Origin of the sequence: Winslowiella iniecta (genome assembly GCF_001267535.1) — a bacterium.
Classification (GTDB): domain Bacteria; phylum Pseudomonadota; class Gammaproteobacteria; order Enterobacterales; family Enterobacteriaceae; genus Erwinia; species Erwinia iniecta.
The window spans coordinates 1-22101 of sequence record NZ_JRXE01000011.1; the positions used below are offsets into that span (position 1 = coordinate 1).

Sequence of the window (22101 nt, forward strand, 5' to 3'; positions counted from 1 at the left end):
ATACTGTTCACGAATCGCTTTGGCTGACCAGTAAGTCAGTGCCGCCACCATGCCGGTCGGGTTGTAGCCCAGACCCTGCGGGAACTTCTTTTCTGAATAATCTGTAGCAGTTTTTGCATAGTCAGTCATTGCACTCCGCTTTCCCTCTCCGTAAAATCGGCCGCCAGTTTTAGGGGTTTCGGTCGAAAATATTCGCCTTTCATTGTGTGAAATTCGTTCGTTAGCTTGTCCATTAGTTATTTATGCTGTAGTCAGGACATATTCTTGGATAAAAAATTAGGTCTCACCGCCCTCACCGCTCTGGTGCTTAGCTCGATGCTGGGTGCGGGCGTCTTTAGTCTGCCGCAAAATATGGCGGCGGTTGCCAGCCCAGCGGCGCTGCTGATTGGCTGGCTGATTACCGGCACCGGAATTATTTTTCTCGCGCTGGCGATGTTATTACTGACGCGGCTAAAGCCGGAGCTGGATGGCGGTATCTTTACTTACGCACGCGCCGGATTCGGCGATCTGGTCGGCTTCTGCTCCGCCTGGGGCTACTGGCTGTGCGCGGTGATTGCCAACGTCTCTTATCTGGTGATTGTTTTCTCGGCGCTGAGTTTCTTCACCGATTCGCCCGGCCATGTGGTGTTTGGCGACGGTAACACCTGGCAGGCAATTTTAGGCGCGTCGATTCTGCTGTGGCTGGTGCACTGGCTGGTGTTGCGCGGCGTGCAGACCGCCGCCAGTATCAACCTGGTGGCCACCCTCGGAAAACTGCTGCCGCTGGGACTGTTTGTGCTGCTGGCGATTGCTGCGTTTAACCTCGACCGCTTTAAATTTGATTTCACCGGCGTGGCATTGGGCAAACCGGTCTGGGAACAGGTGAAACAGACCATGCTGATCACCCTGTGGGTGTTTATTGGTGTGGAAGGCGCGGTGGTGGTGTCGGCTCGTGCGCGGCAGAAGAAAGATGTCGGTCGCGCCACGCTGCTGGCGGTGATTGCCGCGCTGTGCGTCTATCTGCTGGTGACGTTGCTGTCGCTGGGTATTGTGCCGCGCGCCGAGCTGGCAGAGATGCGCAACCCTTCAATGGCCGGGCTGATGACGCGCCTGATCGGTTCATGGGGCGATGTGGTGATTGCTGTCGGCCTGATTGTTTCGGTCTGCGGTGCTTATCTCAGCTGGACGATTATGGCGGCTGAAGTGCCGTTTATCGCCGCGCAACAGGGGGCTTTCCCGCGATCGCTCAGTAAGCAGAATGACCGCAGTGCACCATCGGCTTCGCTGTGGCTGACCAACGGCAGCGTCCAGCTGTGCCTGATTCTGATCTGGCTGACGCATTCCGATTACAACACCCTGCTGACCATCGCTTCTGAGATGATCCTGGTGCCCTATTTTCTGGTCGGTGCGTATCTGTACCAGGTATCGCGCAAGCTGAATAAACCCGGCATTACGCTGGTGGCGCTGGGTGCCTGCGCCTACGGCTTATGGTTACTGTACGCTTCCGGCCCGCTGCACTTATTGCTCTCGGTGGTGCTGTATGCGCCAGGCCTGCTGCTGTTTTTATTCGCCCGTCGCGGCGGACGCGCAGCACAACGCTTAAGCCGCATGGAGTGCAGCTCGATTGTTATGCTGATGGTGGCCGCCGTACCGGCGCTGTGGGTGCTGGTAAAATAGCGCGCTGTCTGAACCTTCAGGCGGAAGTCTGAAGGTTCACACTGATTTAATGCGCGGTGGGCAGAAAATGGATGCTCAGACGGTCGTTATGCTGAATAAGATTCAGCGGTTTGCGATATTCCAGCTGAATGGCTTCCAGCTGCTGTGCCGAAAGTGTGTAAGGCAACAGGATATCCAGCTGATTAATCTGCTGCTGTTCAGCCAGCGTAATCAGTCGGGCGATGTTAATTTCATCGCTGACCTGTGTTGAAATGATTTGCAACGCTAATTCTTTGAGTCTTTCGGACGAGGCGGGCTGGTGATTGTCGGGATTGCGCGTCACCATACCAAAGATGGGCAGCACGCCGTAAATTGCATCGACAAAGCTCCAGCGTTTTTTGCATGAAGCAGAAAGAAAATCCATATAATTGAAGCAGATGCGGTCACTGTACCCGGCTGACGCCAGCTCTTTCTCAGACACCCTCACTCTCCTCCCGATGGAAAAAATACCCTAAAAAAACCCTGTGAATATAATGGCATATTTTAGGGGGGCAGTACTATACATCTTGAGTTATTTAGCCAGGGTTCATAGTTGTTCTCCGAAAGAAAGGATATGCTGCTCTCCTCCGCAAACAGACGTACAGCATTATGAGCAAAATAGTATTTGTTGAAGATGATCAGGACGTTGGTGAATTAATCGCCGCATATCTCGGCCGCCATGGTATTGATGTGATCGTAGAAAGTCGCGGCGATCGTGCCGAAGCCGTTATCAGCGCCATCCAGCCCGCTCTGGTGATGCTGGATATTATGCTGCCCGGCAAAGATGGTATGACGCTGTGCCGCGACCTGCGCGCCAGCTGGTCCGGGCCGATCGTGCTGCTCACCTCACTGGACAGTGATATGAACCATATCCTGTCGCTGGAGATGGGAGCCAATGACTATATCCTGAAAACTACGCCGCCTGCGGTGCTGCTGGCACGACTGCGGCTCCATCTGCGACAGGCAGGCAACGGCAACAGCAGCGAAGAGATTGCTCCGGCACAGTCGGGCCATAAAGCGCTGCGTTTTGGCACGCTGTTTATCGATCCCATTAATCGCCAGGTGGCGCTGTCTGATGAAAATATCGCGCTGTCCACCGCCGATTTTGATCTGCTGTGGGAGCTGGCGACCCATGCCGGGCAGACCCTCAATCGTGACGCACTGCTGAAAACCCTGCGCGGCGTCAGTTATGACGGAATGGATCGCAGTATCGATGTTGCTGTCTCGCGCTTGCGTAAAAAATTAAATGACAGTGCCACCGAGCCTTACCGGATTAAAACTATCCGTAATAAAGGCTATCTGTTTGCCCCCCATGCCTGGGAAAATATCAACGCATGAGAAAGCTCTTTATCCAGTTTTACCTGCTGCTGTTTGTCTGCTTTCTGGTGATGGCGTTGCTGGTAGGTCTGGTGTACAAATTCACCGCAGAGCGCTCCGGCCGTCAGTCGATGGACGACATGATGAAAAGTTCGCTGTATCTGATCAGCAGCGAGTTGCGCGGGATCCCGCCGCGCGACTGGAATAAGACCATCAATAATCTCGATCTGAATCTGTCATTTAAGATGCATATCAAACCGCTGAACAAAATTAAGCTCGACGCGCCGGATATGCGTCGCTTACGTGCTGGTGAAATCGTCACACTGGACGATGACTACAGCTTTTTGCAGCATATTCCGCGTAGCCACTATGTGCTGGTGGTCGGCCCGATTCCCTACCTGTTCTTCCTGCATCAGATGCGGCTGCTGGATATTGCGCTGTTAGCGTTTATCGGCCTGTCGCTGGCGTTTCCGGTCTTTATCTGGATGCGCCCGCACTGGAAAGATATGCTGAAACTGGAGTCGGCGGCGCAGCGTTTTGGTCAGGGCCATCTTGATGAGCGCATCCATTTCGACAATGCGTCCAGCCTGATTCGCCTTGGCGTCGCCTTTAATCAGATGGCGGATAACATTAATACGCTGGTCGCCAGCAAGAAACAGCTGATCGACGGTATCGCCCACGAGCTGCGCACGCCGCTGGTGCGCCTGCGCTACCGGCTGGAGATGAGTGATAACCTGACCGCAGCGGAGTCCGCCGCCCTGAATCGCGATATTGGCCAGCTGGAAGCCCTGATTGAAGAGCTGCTGACCTATGCACGACTCGACCGCCCGGAAGTTGGCCTGAATCTGCAACGGCTCGATCTTGCCGGCTGGTTGCAGGAAAGACTGGACGATATCCGTATCCTCCATCCTGAACACCTGATCAGCCTTGATACGCCACAGCGTGACAATATTGGCATTGCCGATACCCGGCTGATGGAGCGGGTGCTGGATAATCTGGTCAATAACGCGCTGCGCTATGCCGATCGGCAACTGCGGGTGGGTTTGTGGTTTGACGGTAATATCGCCTGTTTACAGGTGGAAGATGATGGCCCCGGCATCCCGCTTGCCGAACGCCAGCGGGTGTTTGAGCCGTTTGTGCGTCTCGATCCCAGTCGCGATCGCGCTACCGGCGGCTGCGGCTTAGGGCTGGCGATCGTGCATTCGGTTGCCCAGGCACTGGGCGGCCATGTGATTATCGACAGCAGCCCGCTTGGCGGTGCCTGCGTTCGCTTTTGCTGGCCGGTTGATTTACCCTTGCCGACAACAGCGATCGCCTAATCTACTTTCAGGTCGGGCTACCGGCCTTTTTCGTGCTCAAGGAGACATCACGTGACATCTGCATATCAGCATCTGACTCAAACCTTCCAGCGCCTGTCGCGTTTCGGCCATCTCTCAGCCATTGCTGGCTGGGATATGCAAACCATGATGCCGGCAGGCGGCAGCCGCGCACGTGGCGAAGCGCTGGCGGAGCTAAGCGTTTTGCAGCATGAAATCTTAACCGACAAGCAGGTTGGCGGCTGGCTGGATCGCGCGGAACAGGAGTCGCTGAATGATGTTGAGCGCGCTAACCTGTTCGAAATGCGCCGTGCCTGGCAGCAGGCTGCCCTGCTACCTGCGTCGCTGGTGGAAGCCAAGTCGATTGCGGGTTCACGTTGCGAGCACGCCTGGCGTCAGCAGCGTCCGGCCAATGACTGGCAGGGCTTCGCCAGTAACTTAAAAGAAGTGGTCAAACTAAGTCGTGAAGAGGCTGAAATCCGTGCCCAGGCCAACGGCTGCTCGCGCTATGATGCGCTGCTTGATGTGTTTGAGCCGGGCATGACCAGCGCGAAGCTGGATAAAACCTTTGGCGACCTGAAACAGTGGCTGCCGCAGCTGCTGCAACGCATTGTCGACAAACAGTCGCAGGAAAAAGTCGATCGCCCGGTCGGGCCGTTCGCCATCGAATCTCAGCGTCAGCTCGGCCTTAGCGTGATGCAACAACTGGGCTTTGATTTTAATGCCGGTCGTCTCGACGTCAGTGCGCACCCGTTTTGTGGCGGCGTGCCGGAAGATGTGCGCATCACCACGCGTTACAATGAAAATGAGTTTCTCAGCGCCATGATGGGGGTAATCCACGAAACCGGCCATGCGCGTTATGAGCAAAATCTGCCGAAACAGTGGCCTGGACAGCCGGTTTCCCATGCCCGCTCCACTGCCATTCACGAATCGCAAAGCCTGTTCTTCGAAATGCAGCTGGCACGCAGCGCCGATTTCCTGCAACTGATTCTGCCGCAGGTCGCCACGCATATGGGCGATCAGAGCGCGTTGCAGGCGGATAATTTCGTCCGTCTTAATCAACGGGTCAAAGCTGGCTTTATCCGCGTTGATGCCGATGAGGTGAGCTATCCGGCTCACGTGATCCTGCGCTATGAGATTGAACGCGCGCTGATAAGTGGCGAGATTGAAGTCGACGATATTCCGGCCATCTGGCAGGAAAAAATGCAGGCTTACCTTGGCGTTGATACGCACGGTAATTATCGTGATGGCTGCATGCAGGATATTCACTGGACCGACGGTGCCTTCGGTTACTTCCCGACTTACACCCTCGGCGCAATGTATGCCGCACAGCTATTCCAGGCGCTAAAACGCGCCCTGCCGCAAGTGGAAACACAGATTCGCGAAGGGGATTTGCAGCCGATCTTTGACTGGCTACAGCAGAATATCTGGCAGCACGGCAGCCGTTTCAGCACCCGTCAGCTGATGACGAATGCTACCGGCGAAGATCTTAATCCGGCATATTTCCGTCAGCATCTGGAAAATCGCTATCTGAATAACTGATTTTCCGGGAAACCTCTTACGCCATCAGGAGGGGAGCCGAAAACGGCTCCCCTACGACCGCGACAGCCGTTGTACATTCGGTTACACGCCGATACCAATCACTCACGGAAACTCCCCTGCCAATTCCCTATAGTGCTTTCACCGGCCCCGCAGTGGGCTAATAGATGAAAAACATTCGAGGGTTGGATAATGAAAAAGTTAGTTTCTCTGGTTGTCGCCGCTGCTATGGGTCTGTCTTCCGTTGCTTTCGCTGCTGAAACCACCGCGGCTCCGGTTACCACGCATACCGCTACCACTGCTCACAAAACTGTGCATCATAAAAAACAGCACAAAGCTGCGGTTCAGAAAGCGCAAGCAGCTAAAAAGCATCATAAAAAAGCCACCAAACCAGTTGCACAAAAAGCGCAGGCCGCTAAAAAACATCATAAAAAAGCCACTAAGCCAGTAGCACAGAAAGCGCAGGCGGCTCATAAGCACCATAAAAAAGCCACCAAACCAGTTGCGCAGAAAGCGCAGGCAGCCAAAAAACATCACAAAAAAGTCGCTAAGAAAACCGCTGCTGCACCTGCAGCATAATGATGTCGCGGGTTAACCTGCGACAGCCGGTCTGACTTTGCTAAACACCCGGCTACTCCGGGTGTTTCTTTCCTGGAGTAGCGGAAATGGTGCGTCGCTATTTATTCGAAATTATCCTCATTACGATGATCCTCTGCGGTATCATTACCGTCAGCTTCTGGCTTTAAATGCTGTAGCGTGCTGATATTACGAATTAAACTCCCTTTTTTGCTGCTCACCGTCTATAGTTAACTCTTCACGCGTGATAATGACTATTTAAACAGTTCTCACCCTTCCTGAGAGTGATATGCGCATAACGGCCGTGGTATTAATGGGATTGCTGTCGCTGGCATTTTATTCCCATGCTGATGAAGATTCGCTCAGCGAAGACGACACCCAAACCCTGTTTTTTGGAAAAGACGATCGCCAGGCGGTGGACGACACCGCCAGCGTGCCGTGGGAAGCTATTGGCCAACTGGAAACCGCCAGCGGTAACCTGTGCAGCGCGACCCTGATTTCTGCTCATCTGGCGCTGACCGCCGGTCACTGTCTGCTGACCCCGCCGGGCAAGCTGGATACACCGGTGGCGCTGCGTTTTATTGCCAATGCCGGAGGCTGGCGCTATGAGATTCACGATATTGAAGCGCGGGTCGATCCGGCATTGGGAAAAAAACTGAAGGCGGAGGGTGACGGCTGGATCGTGCCTGCTGCTGCGGCACCCTATGATTACGGCCTGATTGTGTTGCGTAATCCCCCGGCGGGCATTACGCCGGTTCCGCTGTTTGCCGGGTCACGCAGTGAGCTGACCGCCGCGCTGAAAGCGGCGGAGCGTAAGGTGACACAGGCCGGTTACCCGGAAGATCATCTGGAAACACTCTATTCGCATCGCGACTGTCTGGTCACCGGCTGGGCGCAGCGCTCGGTACTATCCCATCAGTGCGATACGCTGCCGGGCGACAGCGGCTCCCCACTGCTGTTGAAAGTCGATGATGGCTGGCAGTTAATTGCGGTGCAAAGCTCCGCTCCGGCGGCGAAAGATCGTTACCGGGCGGATAACCGCGCGATTGCCGTGACCGCATTTCGCGATCAGCTGGAAGCGTTAGCGCTGTAAAATAGTCAGGGCAGCATCAATGCCGCCCTGACTGTCACGCGTTAAGCTGTGAGCTGCTCCATCGCCTGCAAAATACGCTTATCGGAAATGGGATACGGCGTCCCCAGTTGCTGAGCAAAGTAGCTGACGCGCAGCTCCTCAATCATCCAGCGGATATCCTGCACGTCCTCATCATCCTGACGCGTCGGCGGCAGCTTGTTAAACCAGCGACTCCACGCCTGTTGCACCTGCTCAACTTTCAGCATCCGTGCGCGATCGCTGTGCGGATCGACCGGTAATTTTTCCAGACGACGCTCAATCGCATGCAGATAACGCAATGTATCCGGCAGGCGTTTCCAGCCGTTTTGCGTCACAAAGCCGCGATACACCAGCCCGCCCATTTGCGCTTTAATATCCGACAGTCCCAGCGCCATGGTCATATCCACGCGGCCTTTCAGGCGTTTATTGATCGCGAACACCGAGGTCAGAATCTGCTCGACCAGTTTTGCGATCTCCACCACCGTCTCATTCAGCTCCGCACGCACTTTTTCATGCAGGCGGGTAAAGTCGGCTTCCAGCCAGCCCGGACCGCCAGACTCAGCAATCAATTTATCCACGCCGCAGGCAATACAGTCATCAATTAAATCCAGCACTTTACCGTAAGGATTAAAGTACAAACCGAGCTTGGCCTTATTCGGCAATTTTTCATGCAGATATTTAATTGGCGACGGGATATTCAGCAGCAGTAACCGTCGCTGACCGCGCCACATCATCTTCTGCTGTTCGTGCTGACTGTCGAACAGACGAATCGCCACGCTGTCCTTTTCATCGACCAGCGCTGGCCAGGCTTTTACGCTGTAGTTACCGCGCTTCTGCTCAAAGTGGTCTGGCAGATCGCCGAAACTCCACAGATGCAGCCCGCTCTGCTCCAGCCCATCATCGGCCACCAGCGACAGGGTTTCCTGCACCTTATCTTTTAACCCGGCACGCAATGCGCTCAGATCTTTGCCTTCTTTCAGCTTGTGGTTATTTTCATCCACCACGCGGAAGGTCATTTTCAGATGATCGGGCACCTGATCCCACTGCCAGGCATCACGCTCAAGGGTAACGCCGGACATACGGCGGAATTCGCGCTCCAGCGCTTCCAGCAACGGCGTTTCCAGCGGCGTGGCACGCCCGAGGAAAGCTTCAGCATAGTTTGGTGCCGGCACGAAATTACGGCGCAGCGGTTTCGGCAGTGATTTAATCAGCGCGATAATTAATTCGCGGCGCACGCCGGGGATCTGCCACTCAAAACCGGCTTCCTCCACCTGATTCAGCAATGGCAACGGAATATGTACCGTGACACCATCGGCATCGGTGCCGGGTTCAAACTGATAGCTAAGCGGTAACTTCAGATTGCCCTGATGCCAGAAGTTCGGATAATCCAGCTTGCTGACATTCCCCGCCCCCTCTTTTATCAGCATCTCTTTGGCAAAATTCAGCAGTTCCGGCGTCTGTTTACTGACATTTTTCCACCAGCTGTCAAAATGTCGTGCGGACACCACCTCATGACCGATGCGCTGATCATAAAAAGCGAACAGCGTTTCATCATCCACCAGAATGTCGCGACGGCGCGATTTATGCTCCAGTTCCTCAATTTCAGTGCGCAATTTCAGGTTAGCTTTGAAAAACGCGTGACGCGTCTGCCAGTCGCCTTCCACCAGCGCATGACGAATAAACAGCTCGCGTGACAGCGCCGGATCGATTTTGCTGTAATTCACTTTACGCGCCGCAACAATCGGCAGGCCATACAGGGTGACCTTTTCCGTCGCCATCACCGCGCCCTGGGCTTTCTCCCAGTGCGGCTCACTGTAACTGCGTTTCAGCAGATGCTGGGCAATCGGCTCAATCCATTCCGGCTCAATGCGCGCCGCGATCCGCCCCCACAGACGGCTGGTTTCCACCAGCTCGGCGACCATGGTCCATTTCGGCGGCTTCTTAAACAGGCCGGAACCGGGGAAGACAGCAAAACGAGCATTGCGAGCGCCGGTAAACTCCTGTTTATCTGCATCTTTCTGACCGATATGCGACAGTAAACCATTCAATAACGCGAGGTGAATTTCGCGGAACTCGGCTGGCGCAGTGTTAACCGGTAGCCCCTGTTCACGCACGACCTGCCGCAGCTGGGTATAAATATCCTGCCACTCACGTACCCGCAGATAGTTAAGATAATCGGTTTTACACTGGCGACGGAACTGGCTGGATGACAGCGTTTTCTGCTGCTCTTTCAGGTAGTCCCACAGATTCACAAACGCCATAAAATCGGAGTCTTTATCCGCAAAGCGCCGGTGCTTTTCATCTGAAGCCTGCTGTTTATCCACCGGGCGTTCGCGCGGATCCTGAATCGACAGCGCGGCGGTAATAATCATCACTTCGCGCACACAGCCATACTGCTGTGCCGCCAGCACCATCCGCGCCAGACGTGGGTCAACTGGTAACTGTGCCAGCTGACGACCGGAAGCGGTCAGTTTATAGCGCTGCCCCTCTTCCTGGGTAATCGCGCCCAGCTCTTCCAGCAGGCGCACGCCATCCTGAATATTGCGTTTATCCGGCGCTTCCACAAACGGAAAGGCGCTGATATCGCCGAGCCCCAGCGCGGTCATCTGCAAAATAACTGACGCGAGGTTAGTGCGCAGAATCTCCGGATCGGTAAACTCCGGGCGATTGTTGAAATCCTCTTCGGCATACAGGCGAATACAGATACCTTCCGACACGCGTCCGCAGCGCCCTTTACGCTGATTTGCCGAAGCCTGAGAAATCGGCTCAATCGGCAGACGCTGCACCTTGGTGCGGTAACTGTAGCGACTAATACGCGCCGTACCGGGGTCGATAACGTATTTTATCCCCGGTACCGTCAGCGAGGTTTCCGCGACGTTGGTCGCCAGCACGATGCGGCGACCGCTGTGCGACTGAAAGACCCGGTTCTGCTCGGCGTTCGACAGGCGGGCATACAGCGGCAGCACTTCGGTATGCGGTAAGTCGCGCTTGATTAGCGCATCGGCGGTGTCACGGATCTCCCGCTCGCCGCTCATAAAGATCAGAATATCGCCGCGACTTTCCTGGCCCAGCTCATCAACCGCATCGAAAATCGCCTGTAGCTGATCGCGATCGCTGTCATCAATATCCTCGGAAACCGGGCGATAGCGCACCTCAACCGGATAAGTCCGGCCGGAGACTTCAATGATCGGCGCATGGTTAAAATGACGGGAAAAACGCTCAGGATCGATGGTCGCGGAGGTAATAATGATTTTCAGATCCGGGCGACGCGGCAGCAGTTCGCGCAGGTAGCCCAGCAGAAAATCGATATTCAGACTGCGTTCATGCGCTTCATCGATAATGATGGTGTCGTACTGCATCAGCAGGCGGTCCTGCTGAATCTCGGCCAGCAGAATACCGTCGGTCATCAGCTTCACCTGCGTGGTGTCACCAACCTGATCGTTAAAACGAACTTTATAACCGACACAGCCACCGAGCGTGGTCTCCAGCTCTTCGGCAATACGGTTCGCCACGGTACGTGCCGCCAGGCGGCGCGGCTGAGTATGACCAATCAGCCCTTTAATGCCGCGACCCAGCTCCATACAAATTTTCGGCAGCTGGGTGGTTTTGCCTGAGCCGGTCTCACCGGCAACAATAACGACCTGATGATCGCGAATCGCTTCCGCTATCGCCTGTTTTTTCTGGCTGACCGGCAGATTTTCCGGAAAGGTCATTTTCGGTGTTGCCGCCAGACGCTGCGCCACGCGCTGCTCGGCGTCGGCAATCTCCTGACTCAGCTCAGCGGCAATGCCCTGCTGGGCCGCCGGGCTTTTCACTTTCTTCGCGCCTTGCATCCGGCGCTGCAAGCTCTGACGATCGCGCAGCATCAGTGCGTCCAGACGAGGATAGAGTGCCGTCAGCGGCGAGTTGTTGGTATTTTCAGACATGTTGGTTCAGTACCCGTTTGGCGCAGCGACGGTTAATTATCAGAGGAAGTGTCGTCGCCCTGCTGGCGTTAATAAAATTCTTCAGTCGTTGGCGCGCAGTTTAGCACAGCGTAATAAGTGTGAGCGCCATCTCTAGGTATGCTTGTTCAATAATTTCGAACATAGCTCTCGAAATATTGCGCTATCACTCGATGATAAATGCCCCTAAAGTGTAAACCATTGAGCGGACAGCCTTCCGCATTAACAAACAGGAAAAGATCATGAGCAAAGTATTAGTTCTTAAATCCAGTATTCTCGCCGGTTACTCACAATCAGGCCAGCTGGCTGACTTCTACGTTGAGCAAGCGAAAACCGCAGGTGATGACGTGACCGTACGTGATTTAGCCGCTAACCCGATTCCGGTACTGGACGGTGAGCTGGTCGGCGCACTGCGTCCTTCCGAAGCGCCACTGACGCCACGTCAGCAAGAAGCGCTGTCGCTGTCTGATGAGCTGATTGCTGAACTGCAAGCACACGACACCATTGTTATTGCGGCACCGATGTACAATTTCAACATCCCAACCCAGCTGAAAAACTATTTTGACCTGATTGCCCGTGCCGGTGTGACTTTCCGTTATACCGAAGCAGGCCCGGAAGGTCTGGTGAAAAACAAGCGTGCGGTGATCATCTCCAGCCGCGGCGGCATCCACAAAGATACCCCTGCTGACCTGCTGACCCCATACGTTAAACTGTTCCTCGGTTTTATCGGCATCAGCGACGTAAACTTTGTCTTTGCTGAAGGTATTGCTTACGGTCCGGAAGTCGCCACCAAAGCGACCACCGATGCGAAAGACGCGATCAAGCAGCTGGCTACGGCTTAATTGCTCACTTTAGGGGCGGCGTTCTCGCCGCTCGTGCCGGGGTTAGCCCCCTGCTTCCCCTCAGGACGGTAGCCGAAAACGGCTCCCCTGGGTTATGCCAGTCACATTGTGACTGGCATTGTTTTCCGGGCAAGAGAGTTACAGTCCTGTCGCTTTAATCTTGAGTTTATCTGTCAGGCGAATCATACTTCCAGCCGATAAGTGTTTACTTTTTCTGCAACCATAGCCCGTTAATGCCGCGCACATATTCCCCGGCTTCCGCGCGCTGGACCAGTTTTTCCCCGGCAATACGCGCCACTTGCGCGGTAGACATCCCGTTTCGCTGCGCCAGTTGCTGATACTGCTGCTCACGGCCCTGATTAATCCGCGCCACCAGCGCCAGTGTGGTGCTGTCCTGCTGAACAGGTGCGATATAGCCGCTCAGGGTTTCACCTACTCGCCCCTGTTGTCGCGCTTCATCCAGGGAAAGCGCCCATGCCGACGGCGAGAACAGCATGCCAGCCAGCACCAGCCAGAGTAACTTTCTCATTTCCGGCTCCTTATCAGAACAGATCGCTCTGATTTTTCAGCAACGCTTCCACATCCTTATCCACCTTAATATGAATTTCATGTTCAATTTTCACATTCATATTGATGGTGATCGGCTCTTTAGGTGCGGCCACTTCAATGCGCGGTACGCAACCCGCCAGCAGCCCCCAGATCGGTAACAGCCCCAGCAGTTTAGTTGTCAGTGTCATGAGGTTTTTTTTCCTTCTGCGACGGCAAGGTAGCATGCTCTTCTACCCAGGATTGCAAGTTATCGCCAAAGCGCAGGCTGCGCCAGAGCTGAAAAAGATTTTCACGCTGGGTGTAATTTAACGCCACCCGCTGATTTTTATCGCGAAAACGGCTGCTGCCATCGACCTGCGCCCGCATGGTCAGCTCGCCTAAATTGTCGAGGTTAAGGGTCGCCCACGAGCGCGAAATTTCCATATAACGTAACCAGTCAATCGCCGCACCGGCAGCAATATTATTGCTGGCGATGGCATCCGCCATCTGTTTATCCAGTCGCAACGTCAGATTGCCACTGTTGGCGATCCAGCCATCCTGTATTAACCACTGCGAATGATTTAGCCACAACGGCAACGCGCCGTTAATCCGTCCCGACATGGCAATCTGCTTCGGTTTAATTGCCGTGACCAGTTCGCTTAGCTCAAGATTCTGCAAGCGCACCGTCGCCGCCTGATGCTGCGGCAGCGCCAGCTGCGCCATACTCAGCTGGCCGCCAAGCACATCGACACTGACATTGCTCAGCGTCAGTGGCTGCTGCTCGCTCCACGGGTAAGTGCCCTGTAAATCGGCGGTAACATTGTGCATAGCAAATTGGTTTTTGATCTCTTTAATCCGCAGCGATACCGGGCCGCGCGCACCAAAATGCCACTGATGTGCTTGCAGCCGGAACGGCAGCGAAAAATCGATACCATTGATCTCGTTGTCCGGCAGCCGCACGCTGCCCTGGTTAACCACCCAGTGGCCGCCCGCTTCAAAGCCTTGATCGGTAGCAGCCGAGAATGCCACCTGCGCTTTCAGCGTGCCGGACTGAATTTTCAGCTTCAGATCGTTACTCAGCAACGGCTGAAACACCGTCAGCGACTGTTGCGGCCACCAGGCCTGGCCACGCAGCCGTTCACCATCCCAGCGGCCATTGACCCTTACCGGGCCTATCGCTTCGGCGTTCAGTGCGCCACTGAATAAAAAGTTGGCCGGGTCGCGTCCGGTTACCGCCAGCTTCAAAGTTGAAGGCGGCAGGAAACCGCCGGAACTGAAGCGGGTTTCACGCGCCGCCAGCTGCAATTCGCCGTTGAAGGCCGCTTTATCCGCTGCACGTTGCCAGCGCAGCGGTGACGTCAGCGTCAGCCGCGGGGTTCGCATACTGACCATGCCATAGCTCAGGCGATCAAAGCCGGTCGACAGCGTATTCAGTTCGATGGTGGTGTCCTGCCAGCTGCCGGTGCCGGCTACATCCCACCTGGCAGAGAGCGGCGCCATATAACCCGTCGCCCAGTAACGCCAGCTCCAGCGCCCTTTGTCCGGCCAGAAATCGGCGGCACGGCCATCAAGGTGCAGCATAAAGCGCCCCATACTCGGATCATGGGCTTTCAGAATCGCCTGTAAACGGCCATCAATACCGGCTGAAGAGATTTTCACCCCCGCCAGCGGCCAGCGCGCTTCATCAACTTCCAGCGTCGATAACAAGCGGCCACGCATCCGCAGCAGCGCGCCAGGCTGGAGGGTGACTTGCGGATCCAGCAGTGAACCGTTGATCATCCCCGGCATACTGGTATAGAACTGCAAATTTGCCAGTTTGCTGGCACCAGTAAGCTGGAAAGGAAGCTGGCTGTTAAGCATATCCAGATGGCCAGGCCCGACACTCAGCACCACATTGCCTTTACCGCCACGTCCTTCGGTCAATACGTTAAGCCGCGCGGTAATTTCCGTGGCCGCCAGCCCCTGCTGCCACTGACTTAGCGTCAGCGACACGCCGCCAGAAACCGGCTGCATGGCATACGGCCAGCGCCATTTACCCTGGGTAATCGCAATCTGCTGCGCTGATACTGACCACGGCAATCTCACTAGCGGTTCATTGTCGCCCTGTTGCTTCACCAGCAGTTCACCCTGCTGTTGCTGCCAGTTAAGTTGCAGATTCAGCGGCTGTGGTAATCCCTGTAAGTTGAGATCGCCATGCAGCTGGCCAGCACGCGGTAAACCGTCAGGAAAAGTGGGTAAGGTTAACTGTCCCGACAGCTCAACCGGCTGCGCCAGCGCCGAATGATGGATCTTAATCTGGCGGATAGCGAGCTGTTGCCCTTGTAAATGCGCACTGAGACGCAGGTTATCGCCCTGATAGTCCAGCTGCTGATTTCCTCCACGGGAAGAGAGCTGAAGTTTACCGGCGTAATCCTGATAAGGGGCAATGGAGAGTTGAGTGATGGTGACATCGGCATCCGGCAGCATTGCCTGCCAGTCGGCCAGTGAACGTGGCGCATCACGATTTTCATCCGGCGGCAATTTGCTCAGGCAGGCGGTATTTAAACTGACGTTATCTGCTGCGGCCTGCCAGCGTTGTGCTTTATAACTCAGCGCCACATGGGTCAGCGCCGTCAGCTGGCAATCACCGGCGTAATACTGCACGCCAGGCAACCACAGGCCGCCGTTGCGCCAGCGCGGGCTGCCGTCCAGCGCAATAGTGGTATCTTGCGGCAACCAGATCCCGGCCAGCCGCGGCAGCCATTGGGTGACGGTCAGCATCATCCCGGTTAACAGCAGAACTAAAGCCAGCACCGCAGCACAAAAAATGTAAAAGCCCCGAGTCATGGCACTGAATATCCGTTCTGTCCGTGAAGTTATTGTCTTAAATGATGGCACGTAACGGCATATCGGTGAAGTTTTTATCTTTAAATCAAATAATTCCTCACTGCGAAATGGCAACCCGCCGACGAGATTTTTACAGCGCCATGAGAATAGTTGTTAAGATGAACAGAGAATCAGCTTAATTGCCTTGAAGCAGGAGAGGAATGATGAAACTTGCGGTGTACAGCACCAAGCAATATGACCGGAAATACCTTGAGCACGTCAATGAAAGCTACGGTTTTGAGCTGGAGTTTTTTGACTTCCTGTTAAATGAGCAGACGGCAAAAACGGCCGTCGGCTGTGAAGGCGTCTGTATCTTCGTCAATGATGACGGCGGACGCGTGGTGCTGGAAGAGCTGGCTGAGCTGGGCGTTAAATTTGTCGCGCTGCGCTGCGCCGGGTTTAATAATGTCGACCTTGATGCGGCGAAACAGCTTGGTATCCGCGTGGTGCGCGTGCCGGCCTACTCACCGGAAGCGGTGGCGGAACACGCTATCGGTATGATGATGACGCTTAACCGCCGCATTCATCGCGCATATCAACGCACCCGCGACGCCAATTTCTCACTGGAAGGCCTGATTGGTTTCAATATGCACGGCCGCACCGCCGGCGTGGTCGGCACCGGTAAAATTGGTATTGCCGCGCTGCGTATTCTGAAAGGATTCGGCATGCGTCTGCTGGCGTTTGATCCTTATCCCAGCCCGCAGGCTCTGGAGTTAGGCGTTGAGTATGTTGATATCAAAACGCTGTTCGGGCAGTCGGATGTGATTAGCCTGCACTGCCCGCTGACGCCGGAAAATCATCATTTACTCGATGCCAGCGCGTTTAGCCAGATGAAAGATGGGGTGATGATCATTAATACCAGCCGCGGTGGATTAATCGATTCGCAGGCGGCGATTGATGGGCTAAAACAGCAAAAAATTGGCTCGCTGGGAATGGACGTGTATGAAAATGAACGCGATCTGTTCTTTGAAGATAAATCTAATGACGTGATTCAGGATGATGTGTTCCGTCGTCTGTCGGCCTGTCACAATGTGCTGTTTACCGGCCATCAGGCGTTTCTGACCGCCGAAGCGCTGACCAGCATTTCCGAAACGACGCTGGCGAATTTACGTCAGCTGGAACAAGGCGAAGCCTGCGCCAACGAGCTGACCGCGTAGTTCTTTCGGGTCACTCACGGTGACCCGTTATCCACCTCTCAGAAGCGTGCGCAGCTGCCACTCAGTAACGCACTCTCCTCACAGCGACGCCCATTGGCGAGCTGACACATCCCTACTGATGATCCATCTAACTGCCGAGACAACGCCAGCGTGCCACCGGCACTGGCGCAATTCGTTGCCGCTAAATCGGACATCGTCACTCTGGCTGGTACGTGGGCGGCAGTTGCCTGCTGCGGCGGTTCGTTGTCGACGTTGCTGCTGCATGCTGATAACAGCAACACAGCGCCGGCAAGCAGAAAAGTCGCTGCTTTCATATGTCGGGCTCCGGGAAGATGTCATGGGAAAAAGCGTAGTCAGCATATGTCACGATTAATCGCAGGTCGAGGCCTGAGATCAATTTTCAACTAAATAAAATTGGCGAAATAGCAATAGCAGGATTCTTGATTGTCATGATGTTTCATCATGGATGCCCATCAAGGAAATCGATAATCTGACATATCAGTAACTTACCTGCGAAGCCTGATGTCGCGGCGCAGAATGCCACACGAGATGTCGTTACGCACTTTTTAACCCGTTCTTTGTCAGACAGACTACCGGAGAAAAAGGCGTGGAACCGCTATGAAGTATTTTAGGCGTGATTAATTCAGCGTGATTAGCAATGTTATGAGAACTATATTTAATAAAATCCTCACCTCTGAGATGAAATAGATAAATCGACAGGAAAATCATGATGATTAAATTCTTATCAACTTCTGCTTATCCTTTTCCTTCGTTAAAACCCCACCTTAATTAATAGTTGATTACGCCATCTTTTTATGGCAAAAGATGCACGGGGCTTGCATTCATTATTGATAATGACAAGCTAGCCGAATTAAGCGTCTTTCGTTAATTTTAATAATATAACCAGAAGGAATTGAATAATGAAAATCAAAAGGAATGCCATTATTGCCAGCAGTTTGCTGTGCGGTATGTTGTCAAGCGCCTTACCCGCCGCAGCGGCTAACGTCATGTTCGGTGACAATGAAAATCAGTTACTTATTAGCGCCGGGCAAAGCATCCGTAATGATATTAAAGATCCAAAAACAGAAAACCTTTATATAGCAAGCTTATCATATGGAATACCAACTCATTATTTTAACTTCCTTCAGGGACGGTTTAATTTTGAAGTGGGTGCTTTCAGAGGGAAGAATGGCAGTGATAATGACCGCGTGGGTTCGCCTGGTTATCCTAAAACCACCGACATGAAGCAATATAATCTGGGCTATGCCGGTTTTTCACAGGATATTGCCGTGATTTATTTCGGCGGCTTTTATACCTCGCTGGGTCTGGGGGCTTATATGAAAACCAAAGCCACTAACAGAATCGGCACCGCTTTCACCTTCGGGGAAAAAGCGGCCTTAGGCTATAATTTTGGCCCGGTTGCGGTCGAAGCTTATATCCGTCATTTCTCTAATGCCGGTTTATCAGAACAAAATAGCGGACAGAACTTTTATGGTGCTGCCCTCGCGTATAATTTCTGATGCTTTTGCAACCTGATCGGGTGAAAGTGACGAGAAAGTAACCCGGTTTGCCTGGCGGTGCTCTGCTCAGGCAGAGCACACAAAAGTAAAAATTCACCGCCTTCCCCTTTGCTAGACTGAATGGATAACCACTCTCTTTGTGTGGCAGAAACGCTCAAGCTAAGGGTCAACTATGATAACTATCGACGGTAACGGAGCCGTGGCCTCAGTCGCTTTTCGCACCAGCGAAGTGATCGCTATCTATCCGATTACGCCCAGTTCGACGATGGCAGAGTTAGCCGATGCCTGGTCCGGGGATGGCCGCAAAAATATCTGGGGCGATATCCCGCGGGTGGTGGAGATGCAGTCGGAAGCCGGCGCTATCGCCACGGTACATGGTGCGCTGCAAACCGGCGCCCTTTCCACTTCGTTTACTTCATCACAGGGTTTGCTGCTGATGATCCCGACGCTGTACAAACTGGCCGGTCAGCTGACGCCCTTTGTGCTGCACGTCGCGGCCCGCACTGTCGCTACTCACGCGCTATCTATTTTTGGCGATCACTCCGATGTGATGGCGGTGCGCCAGACCGGTTGCGCCCTGCTGTGCGCCAGCAGCGTACAGGAAGCGCAGGATTTCGCGCTGATTGCGCAAATAGCGTCACTGAACAGCCGGGTTCCGTTTATCCACTTTTTTGACGGCTTCCGCACCTCACATGAAATCAACAAAATTGCGCCGATTTCCGACACCACGCTGCAACGCCTGATGCCGCAAAATGCTATCGATGCCCATCGTCAGCGCGCGCTGTCACCGGATCATCCGATCATTCGCGGCACTTCCGCCAACCCGGATACTTACTTTCAGTCACGCGAAGCCACCAATCCCTGGTATAACGCCACCTGCGGCCATGTTGAGCAGGCGATGAATGATTTCGCCGCCGCAACGGGTCGTCAGTATCAGCCATTTGAATATTACGGCCACCCGCAGGCCGAACGGGTTATCGTGGTGATGGGTTCGGCGGCGGGCACCTGCGAAGAGGTGATTGACGCGCTGCTGCCACGCGGCGAACGCGTTGGCGTGGTCAAAGTGCGGCTGTATCGCCCGTTTTCTCCCCGCCATCTGTTGCAGGCGATTCCGCAGAGCGCTAAACATATTGCGGTGCTGGACCGCACCAAAGAGCCGGGCGCGCTGGCAGAACCGCTGTATCTCGATGTGATGACATCAATTGCGGAAGCGTTCAGCCGTGGCGAGCGTCAGCAGATGCCGCGGGTATCCGGCGGACGTTACGGTTTATCATCGAAAGAGTTTGGCCCGTCCTGCGTGCTGGCGATTTATCACGCGCTGGCGGCGGATAATCCTCCGCCACGTTTTACCGTGGGCATTTACGACGATGTCACCCACCTTTCATTGCCGCTGCCGGAAAATAGCCTGCCAAATCATGCCAGACTTGAAGCGCTGTTTTATGGCCTTGGCAGCGACGGCACTGTTTCAGCGACAAAAAACAATATCAAAATTATCGGCAACAGTACGCCATTCAATGTGCAGGGCTATTTTGTCTACGACTCGAAAAAAGCGGGCGGATTGACCGTTTCTCATCTGCGCGTTAGCGAACGACCGATTCACTCTGCCTACCTGGTTGATAAAGCTGACTTTATTGGTTGCCATCAGTTGCAGTTTATTGATAAGTATCAGATGGTTGAACGACTGAAGCCGGGCGGCACTTTCCTGCTGAACACGCCGTACAGCGCCGATGAAGTCTGGTCACGCTTGCCGCAAGAGGTTCAGGCGCTGCTTAACGAGAAACAGGCGCATTTTTATGTGATTAACGCGGCGAAAATTGCCCGCGACTGCCAGCTGGGTGCACGTATTAATACCGTGATGCAAATGGCCTTCTTCCAGCTAAGTCAAATTTTACCGGGCGACAGTGCGCTCATCGAACTGCAAAATGCCGTCGCCCGCAGCTACAGCAGTAAAGGCCAGCAGCTGGTTGAACGGAACTGGCAGGCGCTGGCGGTGGCACAGCAGGCGCTGCAACATGTGCCGTTACAGCCGGTCGACGGCAACAGTCCGCTGCGTCCGCCGGTCGTCTCCGATGCCGCACCCGATTTTGTGAAAACCGTCACCGCCGCCATGCTGGCCGGACTGGGTGATGCGCTGCCGGTTTCCGCCCTGCCGCCGGATGGCAGCTGGCCAACCGGAACCACCCGGTGGGAAAAGCGCAATATCGCCGAAGCCGTACCGATCTGGAAACCGGAGCTGTGCACCCAGTGTAACCATTGCGTTGCCGCCTGCCCGCACTCGGCAATTCGCGCCAAGGTGGTGGCACCAGAGGCGCTGGACTCCGCACCTGAACAGCTCCAGTCGATGGAGGTAAAAGCACGTGATATGCGCGGCCAGAAGTATGTCTTGCAGGTCGCGCCGGAAGATTGCACCGGCTGTCATCTCTGCGTCGAGGTCTGCCCGGCGAAAGACCGCCAGAATCCGTCGGTCAAGGCGATTAATATGATGTCGCGCCTTGAACACGTGGAAGAGGAAAAACAGAATTATGACTTTTTCCTCAAGCTGCCGGAAATCGACCCGGCTCAGCTGGAGCGTATCGATATTCGCACTTCGCAGCTGATTTCGCCGCTGTTTGAATATTCTGGCGCCTGTTCAGGCTGCGGAGAAACACCGTATATTAAATTGCTGACACAGTTGTATGGTGACCGCCTGCTAATCGCTAACGCGACGGGTTGCTCATCGATTTATGGCGGCAATCTGCCGTCGACGCCTTATACCACCAATGCCGAAGGACGCGGACCGGCATGGGCGAACTCGCTGTTCGAGGATAATGCCGAGTTCGGCCTGGGTTTCCGCTTAACCGTCGACCAGCATCGCCAGCGCGTTATTCGACTGCTGGAACACTACCGCGATCGGCTGCCAGCCGAACTGGTGAATCAGCTTTTAAGTGACAACGTCACAATCCCTCAGCGTCGGGAGCAAATATCTGCCCTGCGCGCCGCCTTGCAGCCTATCGATGAAAGTGATGCCCGCCAGTTAATCAGTGCGGCTGATGCGATGGTCGAGAAATCCATCTGGCTGATTGGCGGCGACGGCTGGGCGTATGATATTGGGTTTGGTGGCCTTGACCATGTACTGAGCCTGACGGAAAACGTCAATATTCTGGTGCTGGACACCCAGGGTTATTCCAATACCGGCGGTCAGGCATCCAAAGCTACGCCAATGGGCGCGGTGACCAAATTCGGTGAACATGGCAAGCGTAAGGCGCGCAAAGATCTTGGCGTCAGTATGATGATGTATGGCCATGTGTATGTGGCGCAGATTTCGCTCGGCGCACAGCTGAATCAGACGGTGAAAGCCATCCAGGAAGCCGGGGCTTATCCCGGCCCATCGCTGATTATTGCCTACAGCCCCTGTGAAGATCACGGTTATGATTTAGCCAGCAGCCACGACCAGATGCGACTGCTGACGTCCAGCGGCTTCTGGCCACTGTATCGATTTGACCCGCGCCGCACTGCACAAGGCAAGCTGCCGCTGGCACTGGACTCACGTCCCCCTACCAGCGAACTGGAAGAGGCGTTGATGAATGAACAGCGCTTCCGCCGTCTTTACACGCAACAACCTGAAGTTGCGCGCCAGCTGTGGCATGATGCCAGTGAGGATCTGCAACGTCGCTATCAAATGCTGGCACGGTTGGCCGGTAAAGAGGAAAAAGCAGAGTCGTAACCCTGAGGG

General features: G+C 54.5%; 17 protein-coding genes. 11 read left to right on the forward strand and 6 right to left on the reverse strand.

Features of this window, described 5'->3' with window-relative positions:
• The first annotated feature begins 264 nt into the window (after positions 1-264).
• On the forward strand, positions 265-1656 hold the full coding sequence (locus NG42_RS09155; protein ID WP_052899005.1) for an amino acid permease: 1392 nt from the start codon (positions 265-267) through the stop codon (positions 1654-1656).
• 46 nt (positions 1657-1702) lie between these two features.
• On the opposite strand, the gene NG42_RS09160 is transcribed toward NG42_RS09155, so the two are convergent.
• The gene (locus NG42_RS09160) at positions 1703-2116 is read right to left on the reverse strand and encodes a hypothetical protein (RefSeq protein ID WP_052899006.1); all 414 of its coding nucleotides are present in this window, start codon (positions 2114-2116) and stop codon (positions 1703-1705) included.
• A 167-nt stretch (positions 2117-2283) separates the two neighbouring features.
• Between NG42_RS09160 and rstA the strand changes: the two genes are divergently transcribed.
• The 6 genes from rstA (at position 2284) to NG42_RS09185 (ending at position 7515) form a co-directional block, all read left to right on the forward strand.
• Positions 2284-3012 carry a two-component system response regulator RstA gene (gene rstA, locus NG42_RS09165; RefSeq protein ID WP_052899007.1) on the forward strand — a complete coding sequence of 243 codons (729 nt, stop codon included), beginning with the start codon at positions 2284-2286 and terminating at the stop codon, positions 3010-3012.
• Positions 3009-4310: a two-component system sensor histidine kinase RstB gene (gene rstB / locus NG42_RS09170; protein ID WP_052899008.1), complete on the forward strand. Its 1302-nt coding sequence runs from the start codon at positions 3009-3011 to the stop codon at positions 4308-4310. Before rstA ends, rstB begins: the two co-directional genes overlap by 4 nt.
• Before the next feature lie 51 nt (positions 4311-4361).
• Entirely contained in the window at positions 4362-5849 is a 1488-nt protein-coding gene (locus NG42_RS09175; protein WP_052899009.1) for a carboxypeptidase M32, read from the forward strand.
• A gap of 189 nt (positions 5850-6038) precedes the next feature.
• Positions 6039-6425, forward strand: coding sequence for an acid resistance repetitive basic protein Asr (gene asr, locus NG42_RS09180; RefSeq protein WP_052899010.1), 387 nt, complete (start codon positions 6039-6041; stop codon positions 6423-6425).
• Between the two features lie 86 nt (positions 6426-6511).
• Positions 6512-6592 (forward strand): small membrane protein YdgU, encoded by an 81-nt coding sequence (ydgU, locus tag NG42_RS23975; protein ID WP_479673039.1) that lies wholly within the window; start codon positions 6512-6514, stop codon positions 6590-6592.
• A 119-nt stretch (positions 6593-6711) separates the two neighbouring features.
• A complete protein-coding gene (locus NG42_RS09185; RefSeq protein ID WP_052899011.1) occupies positions 6712-7515 on the forward strand; it encodes a trypsin-like serine peptidase in 804 nt (267 codons plus the stop codon).
• A 41-nt stretch (positions 7516-7556) separates the two neighbouring features.
• Here NG42_RS09185 and hrpA read toward each other — a convergent pair whose 3' ends face one another.
• Positions 7557-11459 carry an ATP-dependent RNA helicase HrpA gene (gene hrpA, locus NG42_RS09190; RefSeq protein ID WP_052899012.1) on the reverse strand — a complete coding sequence of 1301 codons (3903 nt, stop codon included), beginning with the start codon at positions 11457-11459 and terminating at the stop codon, positions 7557-7559.
• A gap of 260 nt (positions 11460-11719) precedes the next feature.
• Between hrpA and NG42_RS09195 the strand changes: the two genes are divergently transcribed.
• The gene (locus NG42_RS09195; RefSeq protein WP_052899013.1) at positions 11720-12319 is read left to right on the forward strand and encodes an FMN-dependent NADH-azoreductase; all 600 of its coding nucleotides are present in this window, start codon (positions 11720-11722) and stop codon (positions 12317-12319) included.
• Positions 12320-12524: 205 nt separating this feature from the next.
• Here the strand turns inward: NG42_RS09195 and NG42_RS09200 are convergent, their stop codons facing one another.
• The 3 genes from NG42_RS09200 to NG42_RS09210 are packed head-to-tail and all read right to left on the reverse strand — an operon-like array spanning position 12525 to position 15673.
• The gene (locus tag NG42_RS09200; protein WP_052899014.1) at positions 12525-12848 is read right to left on the reverse strand and encodes a YdbL family probable chaperone protein; all 324 of its coding nucleotides are present in this window, start codon (positions 12846-12848) and stop codon (positions 12525-12527) included.
• 13 nt (positions 12849-12861) lie between these two features.
• Positions 12862-13056: a YnbE family lipoprotein gene (locus tag NG42_RS09205; protein WP_052899015.1), complete on the reverse strand. Its 195-nt coding sequence runs from the start codon at positions 13054-13056 to the stop codon at positions 12862-12864.
• On the reverse strand, positions 13040-15673 hold the full coding sequence (locus NG42_RS09210; protein WP_052899016.1) for a YdbH family protein: 2634 nt from the start codon (positions 15671-15673) through the stop codon (positions 13040-13042). The genes NG42_RS09205 and NG42_RS09210 overlap by 17 nt, the downstream gene beginning before the upstream one ends.
• Positions 15674-15876: 203 nt before the next feature.
• Between NG42_RS09210 and NG42_RS09215 the strand changes: the two genes are divergently transcribed.
• Positions 15877-16869: a 2-hydroxyacid dehydrogenase gene (locus NG42_RS09215; protein ID WP_052899017.1), complete on the forward strand. Its 993-nt coding sequence runs from the start codon at positions 15877-15879 to the stop codon at positions 16867-16869.
• Positions 16870-16907: 38 nt separating this feature from the next.
• Here the strand turns inward: NG42_RS09215 and NG42_RS09220 are convergent, their stop codons facing one another.
• The gene (locus tag NG42_RS09220; RefSeq protein ID WP_052899018.1) at positions 16908-17183 is read right to left on the reverse strand and encodes a putative hemolysin; all 276 of its coding nucleotides are present in this window, start codon (positions 17181-17183) and stop codon (positions 16908-16910) included.
• A 606-nt stretch (positions 17184-17789) separates the two neighbouring features.
• Between NG42_RS09220 and NG42_RS09225 the strand changes: the two genes are divergently transcribed.
• Both NG42_RS09225 and nifJ read left to right on the forward strand, forming a co-directional pair.
• Complete coding sequence (locus tag NG42_RS09225; protein WP_053115641.1) at positions 17790-18389, forward strand: acyloxyacyl hydrolase; 600 nt, start codon at positions 17790-17792, stop codon at positions 18387-18389.
• A 172-nt stretch (positions 18390-18561) separates the two neighbouring features.
• Complete coding sequence (gene nifJ / locus NG42_RS09230; protein ID WP_052899019.1) at positions 18562-22092, forward strand: pyruvate:ferredoxin (flavodoxin) oxidoreductase; 3531 nt, start codon at positions 18562-18564, stop codon at positions 22090-22092.
• Positions 22093-22101: the final 9 nt, after the last annotated feature.